This is a genomic window from Caballeronia glathei (genome assembly GCF_000698595.1).
GTDB lineage: Bacteria > Pseudomonadota > Gammaproteobacteria > Burkholderiales > Burkholderiaceae > Caballeronia > Caballeronia glathei.
In genome coordinates, this window is sequence record NZ_JFHC01000056.1 from 1 (window position 1) to 22,383 (window position 22,383).

Sequence of the window (22,383 nt, forward strand, 5' to 3'; positions counted from 1 at the left end):
TTACCCACTCCGTTTTCAAAAGAGCCCTAACAGCCATGTTTCCTTAGCCTTGAGACAAGGCGAATCAATCCGCTTACCTGAGGTCCCGGAATTTTCCATCTCTTGAAGCGTTATCCGAGGAAGCGCTGCAACCCCTTCGTTGGGCCCTTGTGATCTTAGAGAGCCAGATGACGATCGGCCCGTTGCATATCCTTTAGGCTTCAAAGGAAAGACATCATGTGTGGAATTGTGGGCTGGGTAGACTACGAACGCGATCTGGGCGAACAAAAGCCGATCGTCGAGGCAATGACAAGCACAATGGCACTGCGCGGGCCTGACGCTCAAGGTATCTGGATCGACCGCCACGCAGCACTTGGTCACCGCAGGCTCTCCGTCATCGACCTGGAAGGCGGAGTGCAGCCAATGCAAGCTACTGAAGAAGGCAAGACGGTTGCGTGCTTGACCTACAGCGGCGAAGTCTACAACTTCGTTTCACTACGCGAAGAGTTGGTAAAGCGTGGCCATCGCTTCACGACCCGAAGCGATACTGAAGTCGTGCTGCGCAGCTACCTGGAGTGGGGCGAATCGTTTGTCGATCGTCTGGTTGGCATCTACGCGTTCGCGATCTGGGATTCGCGCAAAAAGGAGCTGCTTCTGGTGCGCGATCGTGTCGGCGTGAAGCCGCTGTTCTATCATCCGCTCGGCCGCGGCGTGTTGTTCGGTTCCGAGCCGAAAGCGATCCTGGCTCACCCCGACGTGCACCCTCGAGTGGGCCTGGACGGGTTGCGGCACCTGATAAGCGCGTTCCGCATGCCTGGCGACGCGGCATACGAGGGCATGCATGAAGTGAAGCCAGGACACGTGCTGCGTGTGTCGCGCAATGGCATCGAACAACGATGCTACTGGAAGCTCGAAGGCCACGAGCATACCGATTCGCTCGACGTTACAATCGAAACGATTCGTGGACACTTCGACCGGATCATGCGCGAGCAGACCGTCGCCGACGTGCCGGTTTGCAGCCTGCTTTCGGGCGGACTCGATTCGTCGTTCGTCACGGCGACGGCCGACCGGATACTGCGACAACGCAACGGCAACGCAATGCATTCCTATTCGGTTGATTTTGCAGATCATGGCAAGGGTTTCGTCAAGGACGCGTATCGCGACACCGCCGATACGCCGTTCGTACGTGAATTCGTCAAGCAGGTGAAGACGCGACATACCGAGGTCGTGTTGAACAATCGCGACCTCGCGAACATGGAGGTGCGGCGTGCTGTCGTCGATGCGCTCGACTCGGCATGGTTTGTCGGGGGCGACCTGTTCCCATCGCTCTATCTGCTCTTCAAGGCAGTGCGCGAGACTTCGACGGTCGCATTGTCGGGTGAGGCAGCCGACGAAGTTTTCGGCGGCTATAGATGGTTCCACACGCCCGAGACCGTCAACCTCGACACTTTTCCGTGGATGCGGCATGCATCGTCGAGGCTCGAGACGTTGTTATCGCCGGACCTGTCAAAGGAGCTTCGCCTGAAGGAGTATGAGGCCGACTGTTACGCTTCGGCGCTCCGCGCGGTACCGCATGTCGGCCAGACAGGCCTGGAGAAGCGTATGCGCGAGGTCTGCCACCTCCATCTCGCCAACTGGCTTCCGATCCTGCTGGACCGGAAGGACAGGATGAGCATGGCGGTGGGCCTCGAAGTCCGGGTGCCTTTCTGCGATCACGAACTGATGCAGTACGTGTTCAACACACCATGGAGCATGAAGACATTCGATGGGCGCGAGAAGAGCCTGCTGCGGGCAGCAGCCGGAGACGTCGTACCCGAGGCCATCCTCCGTCGCGTGAAAAGCCCCTATCCGGCCACGCAAGACCCGGCATATGAACAGGCGTTGCGTGACGGCATGGCCCGCATGATCTCCGAGCCGTCGCCGCGCACGGCGCAGACCTTTAACGTAGACGCCATCCGCGAGATGCTTGATGAGCCGCTGGGCGAAGTCAGTATCGGTTGGGAACGACGAGACATGGATCACGCGCTTGCCATGTCGGACTGGCTGGAAAGGTACGACGTAGAACTGGTATGACCGCCCCGGTCTCTTTGTTACCGAACACGACACGGTGCGGCGGGGCGAGCGGCCGGTAACTGGCGCTTGGCGCTGATCAGACGTCCGTTTGTCCGAGCCGCTTCAGTCGTGTATTGCCCGTCGACCCGTCTAAAGATCGGCGCCGCGTAGTCTTTGTGAATCTCGCGCTAGCGGTCGAAATCGGGTCTCGGGAATAGACTGAAGAAGTCGATGCGATCCGCTGGATTTGCTTCGTGGCTTCTGCACACAAGAATCCCTCATCCGGAACGTGATACAGGGACGAATTACAACGCGACGGCGGCCGGCCCGATCCGACCCGCCACACACATGACTCTCGCAAACTGGCACTTTGCTTGCTTATCAGGCATGCGCACGCGCCGCGTGCCCGATTGGAAGATGTCGGGGGCTCTATGGAAATCCTGGTCATCGATGATGCTCGTGATTCAGCAGACAGTTTGGCCGCGCTCGCAACGGAGATAGGCCACACAGTCTGCGTTGCATATGACTGCAAGACTGCGCTGGAGTATGCAATGACTCGCAGTTTCGACGTGATCCTGTGCGATGTGGGATTGCCTGACGGAGACGGCCGGGAAACCTGCGAGCGGCTGCGCTCCGCGGGCGCATCGCAGGATGCCTGCATGATCGCCGTAACGGGCCGAACCGATCTGCGCGGCGACGATTTTCCGTCGTTCGACGGATATCTGCACAAGCCGATCACGTGGCCCGCGTTAAGACACGCTCTCGAAACCTGGGACAAGGCTGGTCTGGACTTTCAGAAGCCCGCGCCAGCTGTTGGCGACGGGCCGTGAGCCGCACGACGGCAACGGGCCGCGCATGGTGGCGCGCGTTACCCGGAGCGTGAGGCGTCCCCTTCCCGCTTGCGCGGGAACGGTCATGGCTCCTCGTTCGATCGTGGATGTTAAGCCGATGGCAGGTTCAGTACTTCAGCGGCTGGAGATACGCCATCATTTCCTCCTTACGCGCAGCGAAGGCGGGCGGAACCTTGAAGGTCTTTCCCAGCTCCTCGTAGGGTTCATCGATGGTGAACCCCTGCGGCTTTGACACCGTCGCTTCGAACAGCGCACCGGAAGGTGTGCGGACATAGATCGAGTCGAAGTAACCGCGATCCTTGGTGTCGGACGTGTCGGTGAAACCGAGGCCCTCGAGGCGCGCCTTGACCTTCGTCTGCTCGGGATGTCCGTCGACCTGAAAAGCGCAGTGATGAACGATGCCTTCTCCAAACGTCCAGCTTGCCGGCGGAAGGCCGGGTTCAATACGATAGTCGACGATCTTTCCTGGACCGCCGTCACCGAATACATAGCGCGCGTAATCGCCGTCGGTGTCCAGCAGACGGGCGGACCAGCCAGATTGCATGAACTCCTCCGATGGCGTCATGGTCGGAACGCTGACGGTGACCGAGTGCGTTCCCCGAACGCCCAGGTCGGCCGGCACCTCTCCGTTCGAGTAGGGCTTGCGATCGTCGTCTGCGATGCCGATGAGCTCGTATTCGATACCACCAGGATTCTGGAGCCGCAGGCCGCGTTCACCGAATCGTTCAAACTCGACGAACGACAGACCATGCTCCTTCAGTCGCTGGCGCCAGAATGAAAGCGACGATACCGGTACGGACAATGACACTACGTTGATCTGGCCCGATCCTTTTCTTGCCTTTCGCCCTGACTGCCGCATCGGGAACGTTGTGATCAACGTGCTTTCTTCGCCGCGGTCGTTCCCGTAATACAGGTGATAGATAGGCTCCGTTCCATCGTAAAGCGCCGTCTTTTTGACGCTCTTCAACGACAAAACCCTGGTGTGAAAATCATAGTCTTCTTGCGCATCGCCAACGCACAGGGTGACGTGGTGATGCCGGCGAATCGTTGCGTTCGGTTCTGTCATGACCTGCCTCAATGTAAGTCAATCATCTGTATGCCTCTGAACAATCCGAACTTTCGCACCCGTTGCCATCCGTTGTCTCGCTCAGACCTGGCGTGCATTACACGAACGATCCCAAGGCCAAAGCGTCCCGCATACAAGCCGGACGCGGGGCACCGTGTGCGTAAATCCCGGACAAATCCGTGATCGCACAGATCACGAAATTGTCCTCTACATAACGCGACGAGGCACCACCGTATTCCGGAGAATGAGATCGGGATCGCTTGCCATTGCATGGCCCAGGACCCGCAACGCGTTCGATGACCGCACCAGCGGGCCCGCACATCTGCCTTGCGGTTGAGCGCGGCAGCACCGGCCGCATCCGGCCGCGGGCCCAATGATCCCGTCATGCATCATCGCTTGAGAATGACGACCTCGAGATACTCACTGGGCACGACGAGGGAGGACGGTCCGGCTACATTCATACGCTCGAGCAGGTGCACGATCTCGCCCTCCAGTTCGATCTGTCGCGCAGGTTCAAGTGCCGCGAAGGCGCGGTGTGTGGGTCCATAGAAGTCGCGAAATACCTGGATCCAGTGCATGCTCGAGCGGTAGCGGAAATTGAACAGCTTGCGCTCGCACCGGATGTCGACAGCTTCGCACCCGAAGAGCGCCACGAGATGAGGCTCGGTGCCCCAGAGTGCGGGAGACTGCATTCCCGCAGGCGGCGGAACGTAGGCTCCGATCACCTTGAATAACTGACCAATGAAACCTTCAGGCGTCCAGTTCGCCAGCCCGATGCGGCCACCGTCCCGGACTACCCGCAACATCTCTCTCGCAGGGCGCGTGTGGTCCGGCGTGAACATCGCACCGAACGTCGACAGCACAACGTCGAAGCATGCATCATCGAACGGCAGGTCCTCTGCATCCGCTACCTTGAAGACGACGTCCGCGCGTTCGGCATCCGCGCGCTCCCTGCCTCTCTCAAGCAACGCGGGGACATAGTCTGTCGATGTCACACGCGCGAAGCGACGGGCCGCCGCGAGCGTGGCATTGCCGTTACCGGCTGCGACGTCCAGGACGCGCTCGCCGGCACGTATGTCGATCGCCTCGGCAAGGGACTCGCCGACCAGCTGCAAGGTCGTGCCGATAACAGAGAAATCTCCGCTCGCCCATGTTGCCTGCTGCTTTGCCTTGATCGCCGCGAAGTCAGGCTGCGCGCGAGACAAGTGAGCGGGTGCTGCGGAAGTATTCAGTGCATGCATGGTTCGTCCCCAGATGATCTTGAGCATCGCCCGAATGGCGAGCAGATGCAGTATCCCCGTACCGGTTTCTGCGCACCTGCCCGCAAGTCGTCGCGAATTGCCCGATGCTCTTTTCCTGGATTCGCGTGCTGCGGGATTTGCCTCCGGTTTCACGGCTCCCGAGATGAGCACGTTGAACGTGCCCGTCATTCCGCGGTTTAATATCTGGTAAAAAAGCGCGGGAGCCGAAATGAGCCACGACATCCTCTCCGATGTGTTGCGCACGGTACGTTTGCGCGGAGCGCTTTTCTATCATGTGAATGGAAGCCGGAGCTGGGCTGCGGAGGCGCTTCCTGCGCGAGAGGTTGCGAATATCGTCTTGCCGGGATGTGAGCACGTCATGGAGTATCACGTGGTCACGCGCGGCTTCTGCTGGGGTGCCATAGTGGGAGAGGCGCCCGTGCGCCTCGGCAGTGGCGACATCCTCGTCTTCCCGCAAGGCGATGCACATGTCATTTCGAGCGCGCCGGGAATCCGGCCGCCGGCCGGCGCTGCCGGGCTCCCCGGCAGCATCGATCAGCTACCCTTCACGATGAACTTCGACGCAACCGAAGCTCGACAAGACGCGCACCCGGAAGACCGCTGCGAAACGGAGGTCGTGTGCGGTTTCCTGGGCTGCGACATACGGCCGTTCAACCCGCTGGTTGCTGTGTTGCCGCGACTCCTGCATGTGAAGGAGACCGCAAATGAAGGCTGGATTAACCACTTCATGCATCACGCCGTCGCGGAGTCGAAGCGCAAGCGGCCGGGCGGCGAGGCCATGCTCGAGCGGATGAGCGAAATGATGTTCGTCGACGCGGTGCGCCGATACGTCGATTCCCTGCCCGAAGACAGTCGAGGATGGCTTGCGGGGCTGCGGGATCGCTTCGTTGGCCGCGCGCTTGCAGTCATGCACGACGCCCCGGCGCACGAGTGGACCGTGGAGGAACTGGGTGAGCGGGTAGGTCTCTCACGCTCGGCCTTGCATGAGCGCTTCGTTGACATGATAGGGCTGCCTCCGATGCAGTACCTGGTGAAATGGAGGATGCAACTGGCCGCGGGGCTCTTGCGCAATACCAGTTCGACCGTCGCTGCAGTAGCCCAGGATGTCGGCTATGCGTCCGAGGCCGCGTTCATCCGGGCGTTCAAGCGGCTCGTAGGAAAGCCTCCGGCGGCCTGGCGCAGGGAAAATGCCCCGAGCGCCGGCGCCACGATCAAGCGGTAGGGAATGAAGTTCTAGGTTCACCAATCCTGCAGACTCGGAACGTCTGTCAGAGGAGATCGCACTTGACGCGCGCACGGTCGCGCGGTGGGCTGGCGTCAGGGACCAGTGCAAGGTCGCCTAGCTGTGAAGCGTCAAGACGTTGAATTGCGTATCCGCGCATGACGCCGTGGCGAAGATGAGCGATCGCCAGAATCCAGCGCCTGTTGTGGGGTACGGACCTGCGAGTGTCTGCGCGGATTGTGTGGCGCGTGTCCGCAGATGGCCCGGCTCACCGGACGATCGCCAACGGCTGCCGATGCATCGGCTTTGCGAATGCAGAGCGGGCTTGCTCCTGGAGTAGCCACTCGCTACCTGGGACAGTTCGTGGCGCGGTGATTTCGGCAATCCCCGCGCCCACGGCTGCAGACGGACGGCACCGATTCATTGACCGCCGAAGTAAAGCTTGTTCATGTCGGCAGGAGAAGCGGGTTTTATCGCGGTTCCGCTTCCGGATGCCGATGAACCGCTGACCGCTCCGCCATAGCCCGTTGCCGAGTTGCTGGAGGATATGCGCGCCTGTGCCGCCTGGATGTTCGCGGGATAATTCGACTCGTCTCCAGCGCCTGGCTCGTAGCCCGCCAGTTCGAGTTGCTTGAGTTCAGTGCGCACCTCGGCTCTCGTGACGGGCGAGTCCGATTGCGCGAATGACACGATCGGAGCCGCGAGCACCGACGCGGCAACCGCTGCAAAGATAAACGATTTCATGATGGCCCACCTCCGAAGCTTGTTCATTAGCTCATTACAAACATCCTGATCCGGGACCGACGATTCAAGGATAGTCGACCCCGGCGCGATGCTGTTTTGAATGACGTCTCAGACTGCTGACGGTCATGTTTCCGCCATAAATCGTCGCGCACGCGAGTGCTGATCCAGTGCCCGCATGGCTCGCGGAATCCGCTCGCAAAGCCGTTCACCTGTGAGCTTTCGTCAATGGCTCAATATTTTTCGTAGATTGTGGTAACGCGATTCCCCAAGCTAAATTGCTCTCACGGCGCCCTCCACGCGTCGGATTCCAAGAGAAAACATGCCGACGAGCCCTCAGAAACCTGCGATTTCCGACCGCCTGATGAAGCGCATTGCGTGGCGGCTCGCGCCGCTGATGATCGCGATGTACATTGCGAACCAGCTCGATCGTGCCAATGTCGGCTACGCCGCGCTGACCATGAATGCCGAGCTCGGACTGACCACGGCGCAATACGGCCTGGCGGCAAGCCTGTTCTTTCTCGGCTATATCCTGTTCGAGGTACCGAGCAACCTGTGCATGCATCGCTTCGGCGCGCGGATCTGGATCACGCGCATCCTGCTCACATGGGGCGCGGTGTCCTCGCTCACGAGCCTCGTGCCAGACGGACGCTGGCTCTATGCCGCCCGCTTCGTTCTCGGCGCATTCGAAGCGGGCCTCTTCCCCGGCATGGTGTACTACCTGACGCTCTGGATGCCGGCGCGCAACCGGGTCTGGATGATGTCGCTCTTCGTCACGGCCATTCCGTTGACGGGCGTGCTCGGTGCGCCCGTCTCGACCTGGCTGATGGCCCACGCGAACCTGTTCGGCCTGAGCGGCTGGCGCGCGATGCTCTTCCTCGAAGGCCTGCCGTCGATTCTTCTGGGCATCGTGGCCTACTTTCATCTCGCTGACGACCCGGCAAAAGCCCGCTGGCTGTCCTCCGCTGAGAAGAAGGAGATCGCCGCCGCGCTGGCCGCCGAGCATGCGGACGCCTCGACGAGCACCTCGCCGGCCACCGCCTGGGACGCGCTCAGAAACCCGAAGGTTTGGGCCCTCGGTGTCGTGTACTTCGGCACGAATGCCGGCATCATCGGGCTGCTGTATTTTCTGCCGCAGGTCGTCAAGTCATTCGAAAGCAGCTTTGGCGTGAAGTACAGCATCGTCGACGTCGGGCTCATCACGGCCATTCCGTTCGGCTGCGCGGTCGTGATCATGCTGATCTGGGGGCGGCTCGTCAGCCGGCGGCAGATCGGCGCCGTGCACGTCGCGGGACCGCTCCTGGTTTGCGCGGCGGCCCTATCCGTGGCGCTGCTGCTGAAGTCGCCGTACCAGTCGATCATCGCGTTTGCGATCGGCGCATCGAGCTGCTTCTGCACGATCACGACCTTCTGGCAATTGCCGAGCCGCTTCATGAGCGACCGCGCCGCCGCTGCGGGGATTGCGCTGATAACGAGCATCGGCGTGTCCTCGGGCTTCCTGCTGCCCTATTTCATCGGCTGGGTGAAGGATGCGACGGGAAGTTTCGAGCTAGCGTTCATCGGCATCGCGGTCACGATGGTGATTGCCGCCACGGTTGTCGTGATACTGGAAGCGCGCCTGCGCGGTGTCGGCCCCACGCGCCTCGCCACCGAGTGAAAATTGATGCGTTATGCTCGATGCATGATGGATCGGACAATTTTCGCTGAGGCAGGGAGTGGGGCATGCGTCGAGGTATTCCGAGTCTGAGTGCGTTGCAGGCCTTCGAAGCCGCCGCGCGGCACGAAAGCTTTTCCAAGGCCGCCGCGGAGCTGTCGCAAACGCATGGCGCGATCTGCAAGAAGGTCAATGAACTCGAGGCGCACCTAGGCATCACGCTTTTCCAGCGCGTGCGTCAGCGACTCGTGCTTTCGCCCGCCGGCGGAGAATATGCGAGGCGTATCCGTGTCCATCTCGACCAGATCCGGCGCGACACGCTGGAGGTCGTGAGGAAACAGAGCGAGCTTCATCTGGAGCTTGCAATCGGCGTGACCTTCGCCTCGCAATGGCTGATTCCGCGCCTGCACGATTTCTATGCGCAGAATCCCGACATCCGCCTGCACATCATGGGCCGCGATCAGCCCACTTTCTTCGACAATTCCGATTTCGACGCCGCCATCTATTTCGGCCAGAACCTGTGGCCCGCCATGCCCGGCGTCCCGCTCGTCACCGATGACGAGATTCTCGCGGTCAGCGCACCCTCGCTGCAACGCGTGCACAAAGGGCTGACCATCGAGGAGATCGATGAGCTGCCGTGGATTCACACGCGCGACCTGCCACGCGCGTGGCTGGAATGGTCCGAGACGGCGAGCGCCGGCGTGACCCAGCACAATGCCTCGAACCAGCATTACGACATGTTCGTCATGGCGATCAATGCGGCGATCTCGGGGCTGGGTGTGGCGCTGCTGCCGCGCATCCTGATCGATCGGGAACTGAGATCCGGCGCGCTCGTGCAGGTGCATCCGCACACGATCCGCAACCCGGAGACCGTCTACTATTCGTTCCCGGAACAGAAGCGCGACTGGGAGCCGCTTGCGCGCTTCGAAACATGGCTGAACTCGGCGGTGCGAGACTATCGCGAGGGATGGCGCGCGCAGCGGGGCGCATCGCCGCGTGTGCAACGGGCCGTGCTGCGCCCGCTGCGTTCAGGCGAGCGCGCGTAAATCCGGGCTTTCGCGCAGGAGCTGCTCGTACAGGCCCTGGAAGCCGAGCCACGCCACATAGTCCGAGCCCAGTTGCATGCGGGTCGCACGCACGTCCTGCTCGGGAAGCGATTCGATTTCGCCCGCGGCCTCCGCCAGCAGCTGCACCTGGCAGCAGCGCTCCATCGCGAGGAACCGGTAGGCAGCAGCGTCGACCGATGAACCGACCGTCAAGAGACCGTGATTGAGCAGAATCGCCGCACGCTTGTCGCCCATCGCGGCTGCAATGCGCCGCCCTTCCTCGGAGGCGAGGACCACGACGTCGCCGCGAAACAGCACGTGGTCGTCATGGAAAAGGCACGCTTCCTGGTTGATCGGCGCCAGCAATCTCGGCCGGCACGAGAACGCGCGGCCGTAGGTGGTGTGCGTGTGCGCGGCCGCGACCACACCGGCATTGGTGCCGTGAATCCCGCAATGAATCGCGACGGCCGCCGCGTTCACCGGGCCGGTGCCGTGATGCACCTTCCCTTCGTCGTCGATACAGACGAGATCATCGGGGTGGATCGCCGAAAAGTGCTTCGCATAGGGATTGACCCAGAAGCGGTCGTGGAACTCCGGGTCGCGGACCGTGATATGGCCGGCGATGCCTTCCGCAAGGCCGAATCTTGCAAAGATGCGAAAGGCCGCCGCAAGCTTCAACTTGCGATGCGCGCGCTCCTCCGCCATGTCGCCGAACGCAACGGGGACCGGCAACTCGCCCCCGATCGGCTTCGGAATCTGCCTGTCATGGAATTCAGCCTGGCCCATCGAGTGCTCCTCACGCATTGAACTGGTCGAGCGATTGTGGTCCAGGGCAAGCGCCGCTGTCCATCGACGATACGTCACATGCCTGATACCTCGGCTCACGGGAGAGCGGTGACAGCGCACGTGCCCGGCCATCATGTGCCGATCGCGTGAACCGTCACCGTCGCAATCAACGCGGCGGCCTTGTCTCGGGAAAGCGTCGGCATGGCCCTCTTTTGCGACTTCGAGATACGAAGGTTCGACATCAGGCCGGTGCTCGAGCACTTGCTGTTCAAGGAAGGCATCGTCGACAACGAAAGCCTGTTGCGACCGGGACCGGTACTGACGATCCCTCCGAAGAAAGATGCCTCGCGCGTGAGTTGTGCGTACGCGCCATGAAGGTGCGCCCACGCACTGCTATAGCGCAGCGCAGTGGCTCTGACATGGGTTGCTGTCGATGGCACGGACATTGCCATTGAACTGGATCGACTGATGTTCGTCAGGGTTCGGTTGGACTTGTTGCGCTTCACCACCGGGTCGTACGCCGAGGTGGATCGCCCGCGCGCATGGGGCGCGGCACTCGACCGCCCTCTGCGGTGTGGCGCACTTCCGGCTGCCTGGTGCCCCATGCACGCTGGCGGTCGACTTCGGCCGGACGCAGTAGGTGGACGGCAGTTGAGGGGTTCACGCGAACATCCGCAAGGCGCTCCTCAACGCGGGAAGCCGCGAACAGCGGCCGCTGATGCGCGTGCGGTCAAGAGATTGTTCGCAGCAAGGCCGATGCGACTATTTTGGCATCCCTACCATGAGTTCTGACGTAATCACAGGCGTACGCGCCGACCGACAGGACTCACTGGACCATGGTTTCTCCCGCATATCGCGCGCTGCCCCGTCACGCGCGCTTCGAATATTCGCCGATCAACGGCCGCCCGGCCTATCGCTGGCCTGACGGTTCGCGGCTCGCCGTCTATATCGGCTTCAACATCGAACACTTCGCGTTCGGCGAAGGACTCGGGCCGACCATCGGACCGGTCATGCCCGAGCCCGACGTGCTGAATCACGCATGGCGCGAGTATGCGCTGCGCGTGGGCGCATGGCGCTGCCTCGATCTCTTCGATGAACTCGCGCTGCCGACCGCGGCCATCATCAACACGGCGCTCTACGATCACTGCCCCGAACTGGTCGCCGCGTTCGCCCAGCGAGGAGATGAACTCGTCGCGCACGGTCATACGAACTCCGAGCGGCAGGGGACGCTCGACGAAGACGGGGAACGCGCGCTGATCGTGGCATGCCGCGAGCGGATTGCAGCGGAGAGCGCGCAACAGGCAGCAGGATGGCTGTCGCCGTGGCTCTCGGAGAGCCATGTCACCAGTGATCTCGTCGCCGAAGCCGGTTACCAGTACACGCTCAACTGGTGTCACGACGATCAGCCCACGCGCCTGCATACGCGCAACGGTCAGCCGCTGTGGGCGATTCCCTATCCGGAGGAAGTCAACGATATCCCGATGATCCTTGCGCGCCAGATGGACGCCCGATCGTTCGCCGACCTCGTGATCGATCACTTCGAGGAAATGCTGCGGCAATCGGCGCGTCAGCCGCTGGTGATGGGCATCGCGCTGCACGCGTACCTGATGGGACAGCCCCATCGCCTGTGCCACTTGCGGCGGGCGCTCGAGCACATTGCCCATGCACGCAACGAAGGCCGCGTCTGCATTACGACGCCGGGTTCGATTGCAAGCCACATGGATCTGATTGGCCGCTAGATCAAGTCATCTTCGCTTCGCCGGACCGTCTGGTTCGCTCTCACATCCCTCAACCTGAATGGGATTCGCCATGTTCATGTCAAAGACAATCAAGCTGCTGCTATGCGCACTCACCGGTCTCCTCCTTGCGCAGGGTGCGTCGGCGCAATCGTGCGAGCCTTCCAAGGTGGCGCAGAAGTATCCATCGCTCGCGGGCAAGACCATCAGGATCGGCGTGGACCCCGAGTCGCCGCCGTATGCGTTCCGTGACAGCAAGGACTTCAACAGGATCATCGGCGCCGATGCCGACATGGCCCGCGCCGTGTTCGCGTGCGCAGGCGTGAAGACCGAATTCTTCACCGCCGGCTGGCCGGGCCTGCTGCCCGCGCTGCGTGCGGGACAGATCGACGTCATGTGGGACCTGCTGTACTACACGCCGGAGCGCGCGAAGGAAACGAGCTTCGTCACGTATATGCAGGCCGGCACGGGCGGCCTCGTGGCAGCAGGCAACCCGAAGAAGATCGACGACATCTCCAAGCTTTGCGGCCTCACGGTCACAGCGGGCATCGGCACTGTCGAATTGACCATGGCGCAAACGCAGGCTGCCAAATGCAAGGCGGAGAACAAGCCTGACGTGACCATCATGACGTCCGCGGATATTGCGTCGGGCGCGCGTCTCGTCGCCAGTCATCGGGCCGACGTGATGATGTACGACCTGGCGCTCGTCGATGGCCTCGCCAAGCAGAATCCGCAACTCTACTCACGCGGCTTCATGCTGACGAGCGGCATGAAGATCGGCGTGGGCGTGAAGAAGGGCAACACCGACATGATCGCCGCCGTATCCGACGGGCTCAAGATCATGCAGGCCAATCAGACGCAGAAGAAGACCTTCCAGCAATACGATGTCGACCCGTCGCTGGAGACGCCGACCACGCTGCTGACTCAATGAAGGCTCTCTGCACGGCACGCCGCCTGGCGCGCCGGTCGCGTCATCGACCAGGTTCGCAAATGAATGCATCGGGCTTCAAACACGGAATTGCCGGCGCACTCGCCATGCTGGCCATGCTGGCATGTCAGCCGGCGATCGCCGCGGATCTCGCGAGCGTTCAAGTGATCGAAGGGTTCAGGGAACTGGGCGGTTACATCGCGTCGCCGTTCCTGCTCGGTGGCGCATGGATCGCGGTGAAGATCACGCTGCTTGCGATGTCGATCGGCCTCGCGCTTGGCCTCGGTCTTGCGCTGATGCGGCTGTCGCGCTTCAAGGCATTGAACTCTGCAGCATGGGGTTACATCTGGTTCGTTCGAGGCACGCCGCAATTGCTGCAACTCGTGTTCATCTTCGACGCGCTGCCACTGATCGGCCTGCGGTTCGATGAAGTCACGACCGCGGTTATCGGCTTTGCATTGAACGAAGCGGCGTTCAGCGCTGAGCTGTTTCGTGCGGGAATCCTGTCGGTGAACCGTTCGCAATCCACGGCCGCCGCCGCGCTCGGGATGGGGCCATTGCTGACGTTGCGCCGTATCATCCTGCCCCAGTCGATGCGCGCGGTCATCCCGGGTCTCGCCAACGACACCATCGGCATGTTGAAGCTGACGTCGATCGCATCGGTGATCTTCGTCAACGAGCTGACGTTTCGCTCGCAACAGGTCGTCGGGCAAAACTTCAAGTTCTTTACCGTGTTCGGCGCGGCTGCCGTGATCTATCTGTTCCTGACGAGCGGAATCTCACTGGTTCAGGTGTGGCTCGAACGTCTCTTCGATCACGAACGCGACCGGAAAATCACGTTCTCGTGGTTCGGGCTGCGCGCATCGAAGCATGATGTGAATCCGGCGGCCGCACCGGTCGCGTTGCCGGTCGCCGCCAAAGAGCCGGAAGCGGCCGATCACGCATGGATAGGCACGCTGCTGCCTGTCGAAAACCGCACGCCGCGACATTGCGGAGAACCGTTCGTCGCGTGCAGGAACATCTGGAAATCGTATGGCAAGCGCGAGATCTTGCGCGGCGTCGATCTGTCGATCGCGCATGGCGAAGTGGTCGTGATCCTGGGCCCGAGCGGCTCCGGCAAAAGCACGCTGCTCAAGCTCATCAACCATCTCGAGCCGCTCGACTGGGGAACGATCAAGGTCGACTCGGAATATGTGGGGTATCGCGAAGTACCGGGTGGCGGCGGCACGGTGCGGCCCCTGCACAACCTCGCACGTGCTCGCGCCGAGGCGCGCGTGGGCATGGTCTTCCAGCATTTCAATCTCTTCAGTCACCTGAGTGCGCTGGAGAACATCGTTGAAGCACAGCGCCAGGTCTATGCGGTGCCGCGCGCCGCAGCGGAAGCGCTAGGCCGCGATCTGCTGAAAAGCGTGGGCCTTGCCGCGCATGCGGATTTTCTGCCGCATCGCTTGTCGGGCGGGCAGCAGCAGCGCGTGGCGATTGCACGTGCACTCGCGATCAAGCCGAAGCTGATGCTCTTCGACGAACCGACATCTGCGCTCGATCCGGAACTCGTCGGTGAAGTGCTTGGTGTGATGCGCGGACTTGCCGACGCCGGCATGACGATGATCGTCGTCACTCACGAGATCCGCTTCGCCCGCGATGTCGCGGACCGCGTCGTCTTCATGGATGGCGGAGAAGTGGTCGAACAAGGGACGCCGCAGCAGGTCATCGACAACCCGACTCACGAGCGCACCCGTAAATTCCTCAACGTTGTCGCAAACTAAATGCGAGGCTCACATGACTGACTTCGAAACCTTCAATCTCGGCCGCGTCACGCTTCAGTCCGGCGCCACGCTGCCCGACATGCAGCTCGCCTACAAGACGTATGGCCGGCTCAACGCCGCGCGCGACAACGCGATCGTCTATCCGACGTTCTATAGCGGCAGCCATGTCGACAACGAGTGGCTGATCGGCGAGCACAAGGGGCTCGACCCGCGCGAGTATTTCATCATCGTGCCGAACATGTTTGGCAACGGCGTGTCGAGCTCGCCGAGCAACAATCCGCCGCCTTATGATCGCGGTTGCTATCCGCATGTGACGCTGTACGACAACGTCGCCATGCAGCATCGCCTCGTAACTGAGAAGTTCGGCATCGAGTCGCTCAGGCTCGTCGTCGGCTGGTCCATGGGCGCGATGCAGGCGTTCCATTGGGCCGCGATGTATCCCGAGATGGTCGAGCGCATTCTTCCGGCTTGCGGGGCAGCGCGATGCTCGCGGCACAACTTCGTGTTTATCGAGGGGCTCAAGGCGCCGTTGCTTCTGGACCCCGAATTCAGGGACGGCTTCTACGACGCACCGCCCACGCGCGGAATGCGCGCCGCTGCCCGCGTGTTTGCCGGATGGGGATTTTCACAGGCGTTTCTGCGTCAGCGCCTCGACATGGAAGCGATGGGGTATGGGTCGCTGGAGGACTTCATTACCCATTTCTGGGAGGGCGATTTCCTCAGGAAGGACGCGAACAACATTCTGTCGATGATGTGGAGCTGGCAGCACGGCGACATTTCGGCGAATCCGCTTTACAACGGGGATTTCGACCGGGCGCTGGGCAGTATCACTGCAAAGGCGATCGTGATGCCCGGGCGCACGGACCTGTATTTTCCGCCGGAGGACAGCGAGTATGAAGTGTCGAAGATGCCCAACGCAGAGTTGCGGCCGATCGAGTCCGTGTGGGGGCATTTCGCGGGCGGGCCATGCGCCAATTCTGTCGACGCCAGGTTCATCGATAGTGCAGTGAGCGAAATTCTGGCGATGTAATCCAGACCCTTGCGCGCGGTGTGACGTAAGCAACATGAAGGGTTTCGTTCGGCAGCGCGTCCGGCATTGCCTGCTGTGACGCCAGTCTGCCCATTCAGCCCGCGGAAGCGGAAAACATGCGCGCCGCGGCAGCTATTGATGAGCTATTGATGAAATCCGGGCTCGAACTGTTTTCCGACAAACGCGATGTGCGCGAACATTGCCTGCTGCGCGGCGTCGGGATTGCGCTCCCGAACCGCGAGATAAATGGATTCGTGCTGGCTTAGCCGCATCGTTGACTGAATGAGGGCGTTCGCGTTGTTGACCGTCGCATCGAACGTGTTCGCGGCAATGTGCTCGCGAAGCATCGTAATGACGCTCGCATAGAACTGGTCGAGCATCCGGTTGTGCGATGCCGCCGTCAGCACCGTATGAAACTCGCCGTCGACGAGGGCTTCCGCATCCACGTCCTGCGCCGCGACCGCATCGCGCATCTTCAACAGGAGCGACTGGAGCCGGTCCAGCTCCTGCGGCGTCGAACGTTGTGCGGCGAAGCGCGCAGCCGCGCACTCGAAAACCAGCCGGAACTCCAGCGTTTCAGCCCTCAATGGCGGGTTGTCCACCACAAGCTGCAGCCATGGGGCACTCAGGCGCGCAGGCTGCTTCTGCACGACGTACACGCCACTGCCGCGCTTCGTTTCGAGCATTCCCCTGCTGACGAGCCGCTGAATGGCTTCGCGCACGGTCGAGCGCGACACCCCCAGCGCTTCCGCAAGCGCGCGCTCCGCCGGCAAGCGCGCCAAGGCTCCCCAACTGCCTTCGAGCACCTTCTCTTCGAGTTGCCGGACGGTCCTGTCCAGTACGCCAGATGAAAGGCTGTGAAATCCCATCTCGGTGCTTCAAGAAATTGGTCCGACCGATTTGCCTCGCCTCGTGAACGAAATCACTATGACACACACGGACGACCGATTTCGGCGCCTCCGCTCACGAGCCCCACAATCCAAGAGGAAAACCATGGCGGATTCTACCTCACTGGTCGTCACGCTGCATGGCGATGACGACGTTGCGATCGCGCGCGGTGCGATCGCCGCAGGCACCGTGCTGCATGAACTCGACGGCCTCGTTGTCACTGACGATATTCCGGCTGCGCACAAGGTTGCATTGCGCGCGCTGAAAGCCGGCGACCCCGTGCGGCGCTACGGCCAGATCATCGGTTTCGCCTCGCAGGCAATCGAACCCGGCGCTCATGTTCATACACAAAACCTTTCGATGGGCGACTTCGCGCGCGACTACGCCTATGGCAAGGACGTGAAAGCTGTGCCGCCCGCGCAGCAAGCCCTCACGTTCCAGGGCTTTCGGCGAGCTGACGGTCGCGTGGCGACGCGCAACTACATTGGCGTGGTGAGCACCGTCAACTGTTCCGCGACGGTGACCAAGCTTGTCACGCAGCACTTCTCGGTGCCCGGCGTGCTGGACGCCTGGCCGAACGTCGACGGCATCGTGCCGATCACCCACAGCTTCGGCTGCTGCATCGACCACAACGGCGAGGGCATCCAGCAGTTGCGCCGCACGATCGGTGGCTATGTGCGGCATCCGAACTTTGCGGGCGTGCTGGTCATCGGGCTCGGCTGCGAAGCGAATCAGATGGGCGCCATGTTCGTCGCCGAAGGCGTCGAGACCGGCGAGATGATGGTTCCGCTCGTCATTCAGGAGCAAGGCGGCACGCAGAAGACGGTGGACGCCGCCATCGCTGCGATCGAAAAAATGCTGCCGGTTGCAAACCAGGCCGTGCGCGAGCCGCTGCCGGTGTCGCACCTGAACATCGCCCTTCAATGCGGCGGATCGGACGGGTATTCGGGCATTACGGCGAATCCGGCGCTTGGCGCCGCCGTCGATCTGCTCGTGCAGCACGGCGGTACGGCGATTCTCACCGAGACCCCGGAGATCTACGGTGCCGAACACCTGCTCACGCGGCGCGCAATCACGCCCGAGGTGGGAGAGAAGATCGTCGAGCGCATTCACTGGTGGGAGAGCTACGCGGAGCGCGAAAAGGGCAGCATCGACAACAATCCGACCCCGGGCAACAAGACGGGTGGACTGACCACCATCCTCGAAAAATCGCTGGGCGCGGTCGCCAAGAGCGGCTCGACTCCCCTGATGGATGTGTATCGCTATGCGGAGCCCGTGAACGCGAAGGGACTGGTGTTCATGGACGCGCCCGGCTACGACCCGATGGGTGCCACCGGACAGATCGCGGGCGGCGCCAATCTCGTGCTCTTCACCACCGGACGCGGTTCATGCTTCGGCGCGAAGCCCGCGCCTTCGATCAAGCTCGCCACCAACACGCGGATGTACACGCGCATGGTCGACGACATGGACATCAACTGCGGCGACATCATGGACGGCGATGCAACGGTCGATCAAAAGGGAAATGAAATCTTCCAGATGATCATCGACGTGGCGTCGGGAAAAAAGAGCAAGAGCGAAGCGCTCGGCGTAGGCAATGAGGAATTCGTGCCCTGGATGATCGGCGCACAAATGTAAGGCACGACAGGCGCGGCCGCCAGTGCCGCGTCCACATGAATAAAGAAAGGAGACTTGTGCAAATGGATGTCTGGCATCAGAACTACCTGCCGTTCGATAGCGTCGGCCTTTCCGCGCTCGCCGCAAGCGGACCTATCATTCTGTTCTTCATCTGCCTCGCCGTACTCAGAATGAAAGGGCATGTCGCCGCGGCCCTGACCCTCGCGCTGTCGATGCTGATCGCGGTGGCGATTTTTCACATGCCGCTCGGCATGGCGCTGGCATCGGCGTTCTACGGCTTCTTCTATGGCATGTGGCCGATTGCGTGGATCATCGTCGCGACGGTCTTCGTCTACAAGGTCGCGGTCCGCTCGGGCCAGTTCGACATCATCCGCAGTTCGATCACCGGGCTCACCGACGATCGCCGCCTCCAGATGCTCCTGATCGGCTTCTCGTTCGGCGCGTTTCTGGAAGGCGCGGCCGGCTTCGGTGCGCCCGTCGCGATTACCGCCGCGCTGCTCGTGGGGCTCGGCTTCAATCCGCTCTATGCAGCAGGCCTCTGCCTGATCGCGGACACGGCGCCAGTCGCGTTCGGCGCGCTCGGCATTCCCGTGATCGTGGCGGGTCAGGTATCGAATCTCGATCCGTTCTCGATCGGTGCAATGGCCGGCAGGCAGTTGCCGCTCATGTCCGTCTTCCTGCCGTTCTGGCTCGTGTTCGTCATGGACGGCAAGAAGGGCCTGCGCGAAACGTGGCCCGCCGCGCTCGTGGCGGGCGGCAGCTTTGCAGTGACGCAGTATCTGACCTCGAACTTTCTGGGACCGGAGCTTCCGGACGTCGCGTCGTCGATCGTGAGCCTCGTCTCGCTCGGCCTGTTCCTGAAGATGTGGCAACCGAAAATGGCGTTCGCGCCCGCCGTCTCCAGCGGCGGTGCCGCGGCGTTCAGCGCAGGCGGGGCGGGTGTCGCAGGTGGCTTCGGTGGCGCGGGTTCCCCAAGCCCCTATTCGATGAGCCGGATCGTGAGGGCGTGGTCGCCGTTCCTTTTCCTGACCGCGACGATCACGGTATGGGGTCTCGGCGGCTTCAAGGCATTGTTCGGACCAAAGGGGCTGCTTGCGGCCACGACCTTGTCCTTTCACATGCCCTTCATCGACCGGCTGATCATCCGGGGCGCGCCAGTGGTCGCAACGCCCACGCCGCTCGATGTCGTGTTCAAGCTCGATCTGGTCGCCGCGACCGGGACCGGCATCTTCCTCGCCGCGCTGATCGCTATCGTGTTCCTGCGCATGCCCGCGAAAACCGCGCTCGGCACGTTCGCCGAAACGATCAGGGAACTGCGCCGCCCGATCCTGTCGATCGGTCTCGTCCTCGCGTTCGCGTTCGTCGAGAACTACTCGGGCATGTCAGTGACGATGGCACTGCTGCTCGCGAAGACCGGGTCCGCGTATCCGTTGTTCGCGCCGCTGCTCGGCTGGCTCGGCGTCTTCCTGACCGGCTCGGACACGTCGTCGAACGCGCTGTTCGCCGCGTTGCAGGCGACCACCGCGCATCAGATCGGCGTCTCCGATATTTTGCTCGTCGCCGCCAACTCGACGGGCGGAGTGGCCGGGAAAATGATCTCGCCGCAGTCGATTGCCGTTGCGTGCGCGGCCGTCGGATTGATCGGAAGGGAATCGGACCTGTTCCGCTTCACGCTGAAGCACAGCATCGGGCTGGCCGTGATCGCAGGCATCATCACCCTCAGCCAGGCCTACTGGCTCACCGGCATGCTGGTGAAATAGCCGTCACACACGACAGACTCCGGCGGTGCTCGTGATCCATCACGGGCTCCGCCGGGCTCGGCATATCGTCTGCGTCCGTGCGACTCTGCGCGGGGAACGGTCGGCGATCCGCAGGCAAGGCGCGCAGCCACGCCTTCCCCTTGCCTCATTTTCAGGGACATTCAGGCCACGGAAGAGTCCTCCGCCCTCATCCTCATACCATCCTGCCCGGACGCTTCGCCGGACACCGTCCGCATCACATGCCGCATCTCGTCGGCAGCCGGGATGGACGCAAACGTGCCGTGCCGGCTCACGGCAAGCGCGGCGGCACGTTGCGCACATTCGATCGCATACGAAAATGGCGCCGCTTGCGAAAGGTTCGCCACCAGCACTCCGCAAAACACATCTCCGGCGCCCGACGTATCGACGGCCACGACGGCTACGGCCGGCAAGCGAACGAGATGGCCGTCGCGCACGATCAGCGCGCCGCGCGCCCCGAGCGTCACGACAACCCACCTGGGCCCTTGCGCGAGCAACCGGCGCGCCGCCTGCTCCGGATCGTCGATGCCGGTTATGTCGCGAATCTCGCCCTCGTTCGCGATCACCCCGTCGCAACGCTGGAGCGCCGACGTATCCGGCCAGCACCACGGCGCCGCGTTGACGATCACCGTTGCGCCCGCATCGCGTGCATGCCCGACGAGCGCGCGCGTACAGTCGAGCGACAAGTTGCCTTGCATCAGCAGCGTGTCGCCTGCCGCGATGTCGGCAATCTGCGCGACGACCTCCCGCGCTTCGAGTGCGCGCGTACAGCCGGCGGCCGTCACGATCGCGTTTTCACCGCCGCGGGAAACGGTCACCACCGACATGTCCGTCGCAACGTCGCACCGCACGAGGCGCAATCCATGCATGTGCTCCGCTTCGAGCCGTTCGTGGATGCCTGCGCCTTCTGCATCGTTGCCGATAGTCGCGTGAAACACGACGGCAGCGCCAGCCCGGTGCGCCGCCACCGCCTGGTTGAGCCCCTTCCCGCCCGGCGCGCGCTGCACGGCTGTCGCAAGAACGGACTCGCCGGCCCGCGGCGACTGCTCGACCGTGAAGGTGACATCCGCAACTGCGTTGCCGACCACGAACAGCCGCTTCATAAGCGCGCCTTCGCGGCTTCTTTCATGAACACCGCAACGCGCTCCGGATCGACCGTGTTCCACCACACGCCGTCGCGCTTCAGAAAGCTCGCGACGATCACGGCATCGGCGACCGTAAACAGTTCGCCAACGTTCGACGGGTTGACCCCCGACCCGATTACGACGGGCAGCGAGGTCCCTTTCGCGATCGCATTCAGTTCGTCCATCGTCGCTGAATCGCCGGTACGCTGACCGGTGACGATCGCCGCATCGGCGTCGAAGAACTCGACGTCGCGCGCGAGCTCGGCAAGCGAGCGGTCCGCTGTGATGGCGTGCGCACCATGTTTGACATGCACGTCCGTCAGGATCTTGATGTCCTGCGCGCGCAAGCGCGCGCGATAGCGCGTGGCCAATGCCGCAGGCCCTTCAATGAATCCTTCGTTGGCCACATAGGCATTGGCCCACTGGTTCACGCGCACGAACGATGCGCCGGCGGCTTTCGCCACGGCGAGCGCCTGCAATGCGCCGTTCGCCAGCACGTTGATGCCGACCGGCAGCCCTACCGCGCGCCGTACCGCGTCGGCGATCACGGCCATTACCGCAGGCGTTTCGGGCCCGAGATCGTCGGGCTTCGCGAACGGGATGTCGCCGTGGTTCTCGACGATGAGTCCGTCGAGCCCCCCCTTCGCATAGGCCTTCGCTTCGGCGATCGCGACGTCGATGATCTCTCCGATCGGCTGGCCCTCGTAGTGCGGCGCGCCCGGCAGCGGCAGGCAGTGGATCACGCCGATCACCGCCCGGCGTCTGCCGAACAGGGTTTCGATCGCGTTGGGTTTTTCCTTGAAGACCGGTTGTGTGCTCATGTGATTGTGTTGGCAAGA

19 protein-coding genes are annotated in these 22,383 nt (G+C 62.3%); 11 read left to right on the forward strand and 8 right to left on the reverse strand.

Annotation, left to right across the window (positions count from 1 at the left end):
- Positions 1 to 216 precede the first annotated feature (216 nt).
- Together asnB and BG61_RS27735 are read left to right on the forward strand one after the other, a co-directional pair.
- Complete coding sequence (gene asnB, locus BG61_RS27730; RefSeq protein WP_035930971.1) at positions 217 to 2,052, forward strand: asparagine synthase (glutamine-hydrolyzing); 1,836 nt, start codon at positions 217 to 219, stop codon at positions 2,050 to 2,052.
- Positions 2,053 to 2,462: 410 nt separating this feature from the next.
- A complete protein-coding gene (locus tag BG61_RS27735) occupies positions 2,463 to 2,861 on the forward strand; it encodes a response regulator (protein WP_051672817.1) in 399 nt (132 codons plus the stop codon).
- A 127-nt stretch (positions 2,862 to 2,988) separates the two neighbouring features.
- Here BG61_RS27735 and BG61_RS27740 read toward each other — a convergent pair whose 3' ends face one another.
- Both BG61_RS27740 and BG61_RS27745 read right to left on the reverse strand, forming a co-directional pair.
- Positions 2,989 to 3,948: a VOC family protein gene (locus BG61_RS27740; protein ID WP_035930972.1), complete on the reverse strand. Its 960-nt coding sequence runs from the start codon at positions 3,946 to 3,948 to the stop codon at positions 2,989 to 2,991.
- A gap of 389 nt (positions 3,949 to 4,337) precedes the next feature.
- Entirely contained in the window at positions 4,338 to 5,189 is an 852-nt protein-coding gene (locus BG61_RS27745; RefSeq protein ID WP_035931009.1) for a class I SAM-dependent methyltransferase, read from the reverse strand.
- 229 nt (positions 5,190 to 5,418) lie between these two features.
- Here BG61_RS27745 and BG61_RS27750 point away from each other — a divergent pair, with 229 nt between their 5' ends.
- Positions 5,419 to 6,432 (forward strand): AraC family transcriptional regulator, encoded by a 1,014-nt coding sequence (locus BG61_RS27750; RefSeq protein WP_035930973.1) that lies wholly within the window; start codon positions 5,419 to 5,421, stop codon positions 6,430 to 6,432.
- A gap of 420 nt (positions 6,433 to 6,852) precedes the next feature.
- Here BG61_RS27750 and BG61_RS27755 read toward each other — a convergent pair whose 3' ends face one another.
- A complete protein-coding gene (locus BG61_RS27755) occupies positions 6,853 to 7,176 on the reverse strand; it encodes a DUF4148 domain-containing protein (RefSeq protein ID WP_035930974.1) in 324 nt (107 codons plus the stop codon).
- Between the two features lie 319 nt (positions 7,177 to 7,495).
- On the opposite strand from BG61_RS27755, the gene BG61_RS27760 reads away from it, so the two are divergent.
- Entirely contained in the window at positions 7,496 to 8,830 is a 1,335-nt protein-coding gene (locus BG61_RS27760) for an MFS transporter (protein ID WP_035930975.1), read from the forward strand.
- A gap of 65 nt (positions 8,831 to 8,895) precedes the next feature.
- Positions 8,896 to 9,873, forward strand: coding sequence for a LysR substrate-binding domain-containing protein (locus BG61_RS27765; RefSeq protein ID WP_063741134.1), 978 nt, complete (start codon positions 8,896 to 8,898; stop codon positions 9,871 to 9,873).
- Here BG61_RS27765 and BG61_RS27770 read toward each other — a convergent pair.
- Together BG61_RS27770 and BG61_RS42945 are read right to left on the reverse strand one after the other, a co-directional pair.
- Positions 9,856 to 10,659, reverse strand: a complete 804-nt coding sequence (locus tag BG61_RS27770; protein WP_051672818.1) for a class II aldolase/adducin family protein — start codon at positions 10,657 to 10,659, stop codon at positions 9,856 to 9,858. The two genes, BG61_RS27765 and BG61_RS27770, sit on opposite strands and share 18 nt — an antisense overlap.
- Positions 10,660 to 10,790: 131 nt before the next feature.
- Entirely contained in the window at positions 10,791 to 11,165 is a 375-nt protein-coding gene (locus tag BG61_RS42945) for a hypothetical protein (protein ID WP_161783705.1), read from the reverse strand.
- Positions 11,166 to 11,495: 330 nt separating this feature from the next.
- Between BG61_RS42945 and BG61_RS27775 the strand changes: the two genes are divergently transcribed.
- The 4 genes from BG61_RS27775 (at position 11,496) to BG61_RS27790 (ending at position 16,119) form a co-directional block, all read left to right on the forward strand.
- Complete coding sequence (locus BG61_RS27775; protein WP_035930976.1) at positions 11,496 to 12,398, forward strand: polysaccharide deacetylase family protein; 903 nt, start codon at positions 11,496 to 11,498, stop codon at positions 12,396 to 12,398.
- A gap of 76 nt (positions 12,399 to 12,474) precedes the next feature.
- A complete protein-coding gene (locus BG61_RS27780) occupies positions 12,475 to 13,326 on the forward strand; it encodes an ABC transporter substrate-binding protein (protein ID WP_232256139.1) in 852 nt (283 codons plus the stop codon).
- A gap of 59 nt (positions 13,327 to 13,385) precedes the next feature.
- Positions 13,386 to 15,089, forward strand: coding sequence for an amino acid ABC transporter permease/ATP-binding protein (locus BG61_RS44690; RefSeq protein WP_035930978.1), 1,704 nt, complete (start codon positions 13,386 to 13,388; stop codon positions 15,087 to 15,089).
- A 13-nt stretch (positions 15,090 to 15,102) separates the two neighbouring features.
- Positions 15,103 to 16,119, forward strand: coding sequence for an alpha/beta fold hydrolase (locus BG61_RS27790; protein ID WP_035930979.1), 1,017 nt, complete (start codon positions 15,103 to 15,105; stop codon positions 16,117 to 16,119).
- Positions 16,120 to 16,262: 143 nt separating this feature from the next.
- On the opposite strand, the gene BG61_RS27795 is transcribed toward BG61_RS27790, so the two are convergent.
- A complete protein-coding gene (locus tag BG61_RS27795) occupies positions 16,263 to 16,988 on the reverse strand; it encodes a FadR/GntR family transcriptional regulator (protein WP_035930980.1) in 726 nt (241 codons plus the stop codon).
- A 124-nt stretch (positions 16,989 to 17,112) separates the two neighbouring features.
- Here BG61_RS27795 and BG61_RS27800 point away from each other — a divergent pair, with 124 nt between their 5' ends.
- Together BG61_RS27800 and BG61_RS27805 are read left to right on the forward strand one after the other, a co-directional pair.
- On the forward strand, positions 17,113 to 18,642 hold the full coding sequence (locus BG61_RS27800) for a UxaA family hydrolase (protein ID WP_035930981.1): 1,530 nt from the start codon (positions 17,113 to 17,115) through the stop codon (positions 18,640 to 18,642).
- Positions 18,643 to 18,704: 62 nt separating this feature from the next.
- A complete protein-coding gene (locus BG61_RS27805) occupies positions 18,705 to 20,402 on the forward strand; it encodes a lactate permease LctP family transporter (RefSeq protein ID WP_035930982.1) in 1,698 nt (565 codons plus the stop codon).
- 161 nt (positions 20,403 to 20,563) lie between these two features.
- Here BG61_RS27805 and BG61_RS27810 read toward each other — a convergent pair whose 3' ends face one another.
- Positions 20,564 to 21,523, reverse strand: a complete 960-nt coding sequence (locus BG61_RS27810) for a ribokinase (protein ID WP_051672819.1) — start codon at positions 21,521 to 21,523, stop codon at positions 20,564 to 20,566.
- Positions 21,520 to 22,365 carry a BtpA family protein gene (locus BG61_RS27815; protein ID WP_035930983.1) on the reverse strand — a complete coding sequence of 282 codons (846 nt, stop codon included), beginning with the start codon at positions 22,363 to 22,365 and terminating at the stop codon, positions 21,520 to 21,522. The genes BG61_RS27810 and BG61_RS27815 overlap by 4 nt, the downstream gene beginning before the upstream one ends.
- Between the last annotated feature and the right edge of the window lie 18 nt (positions 22,366 to 22,383).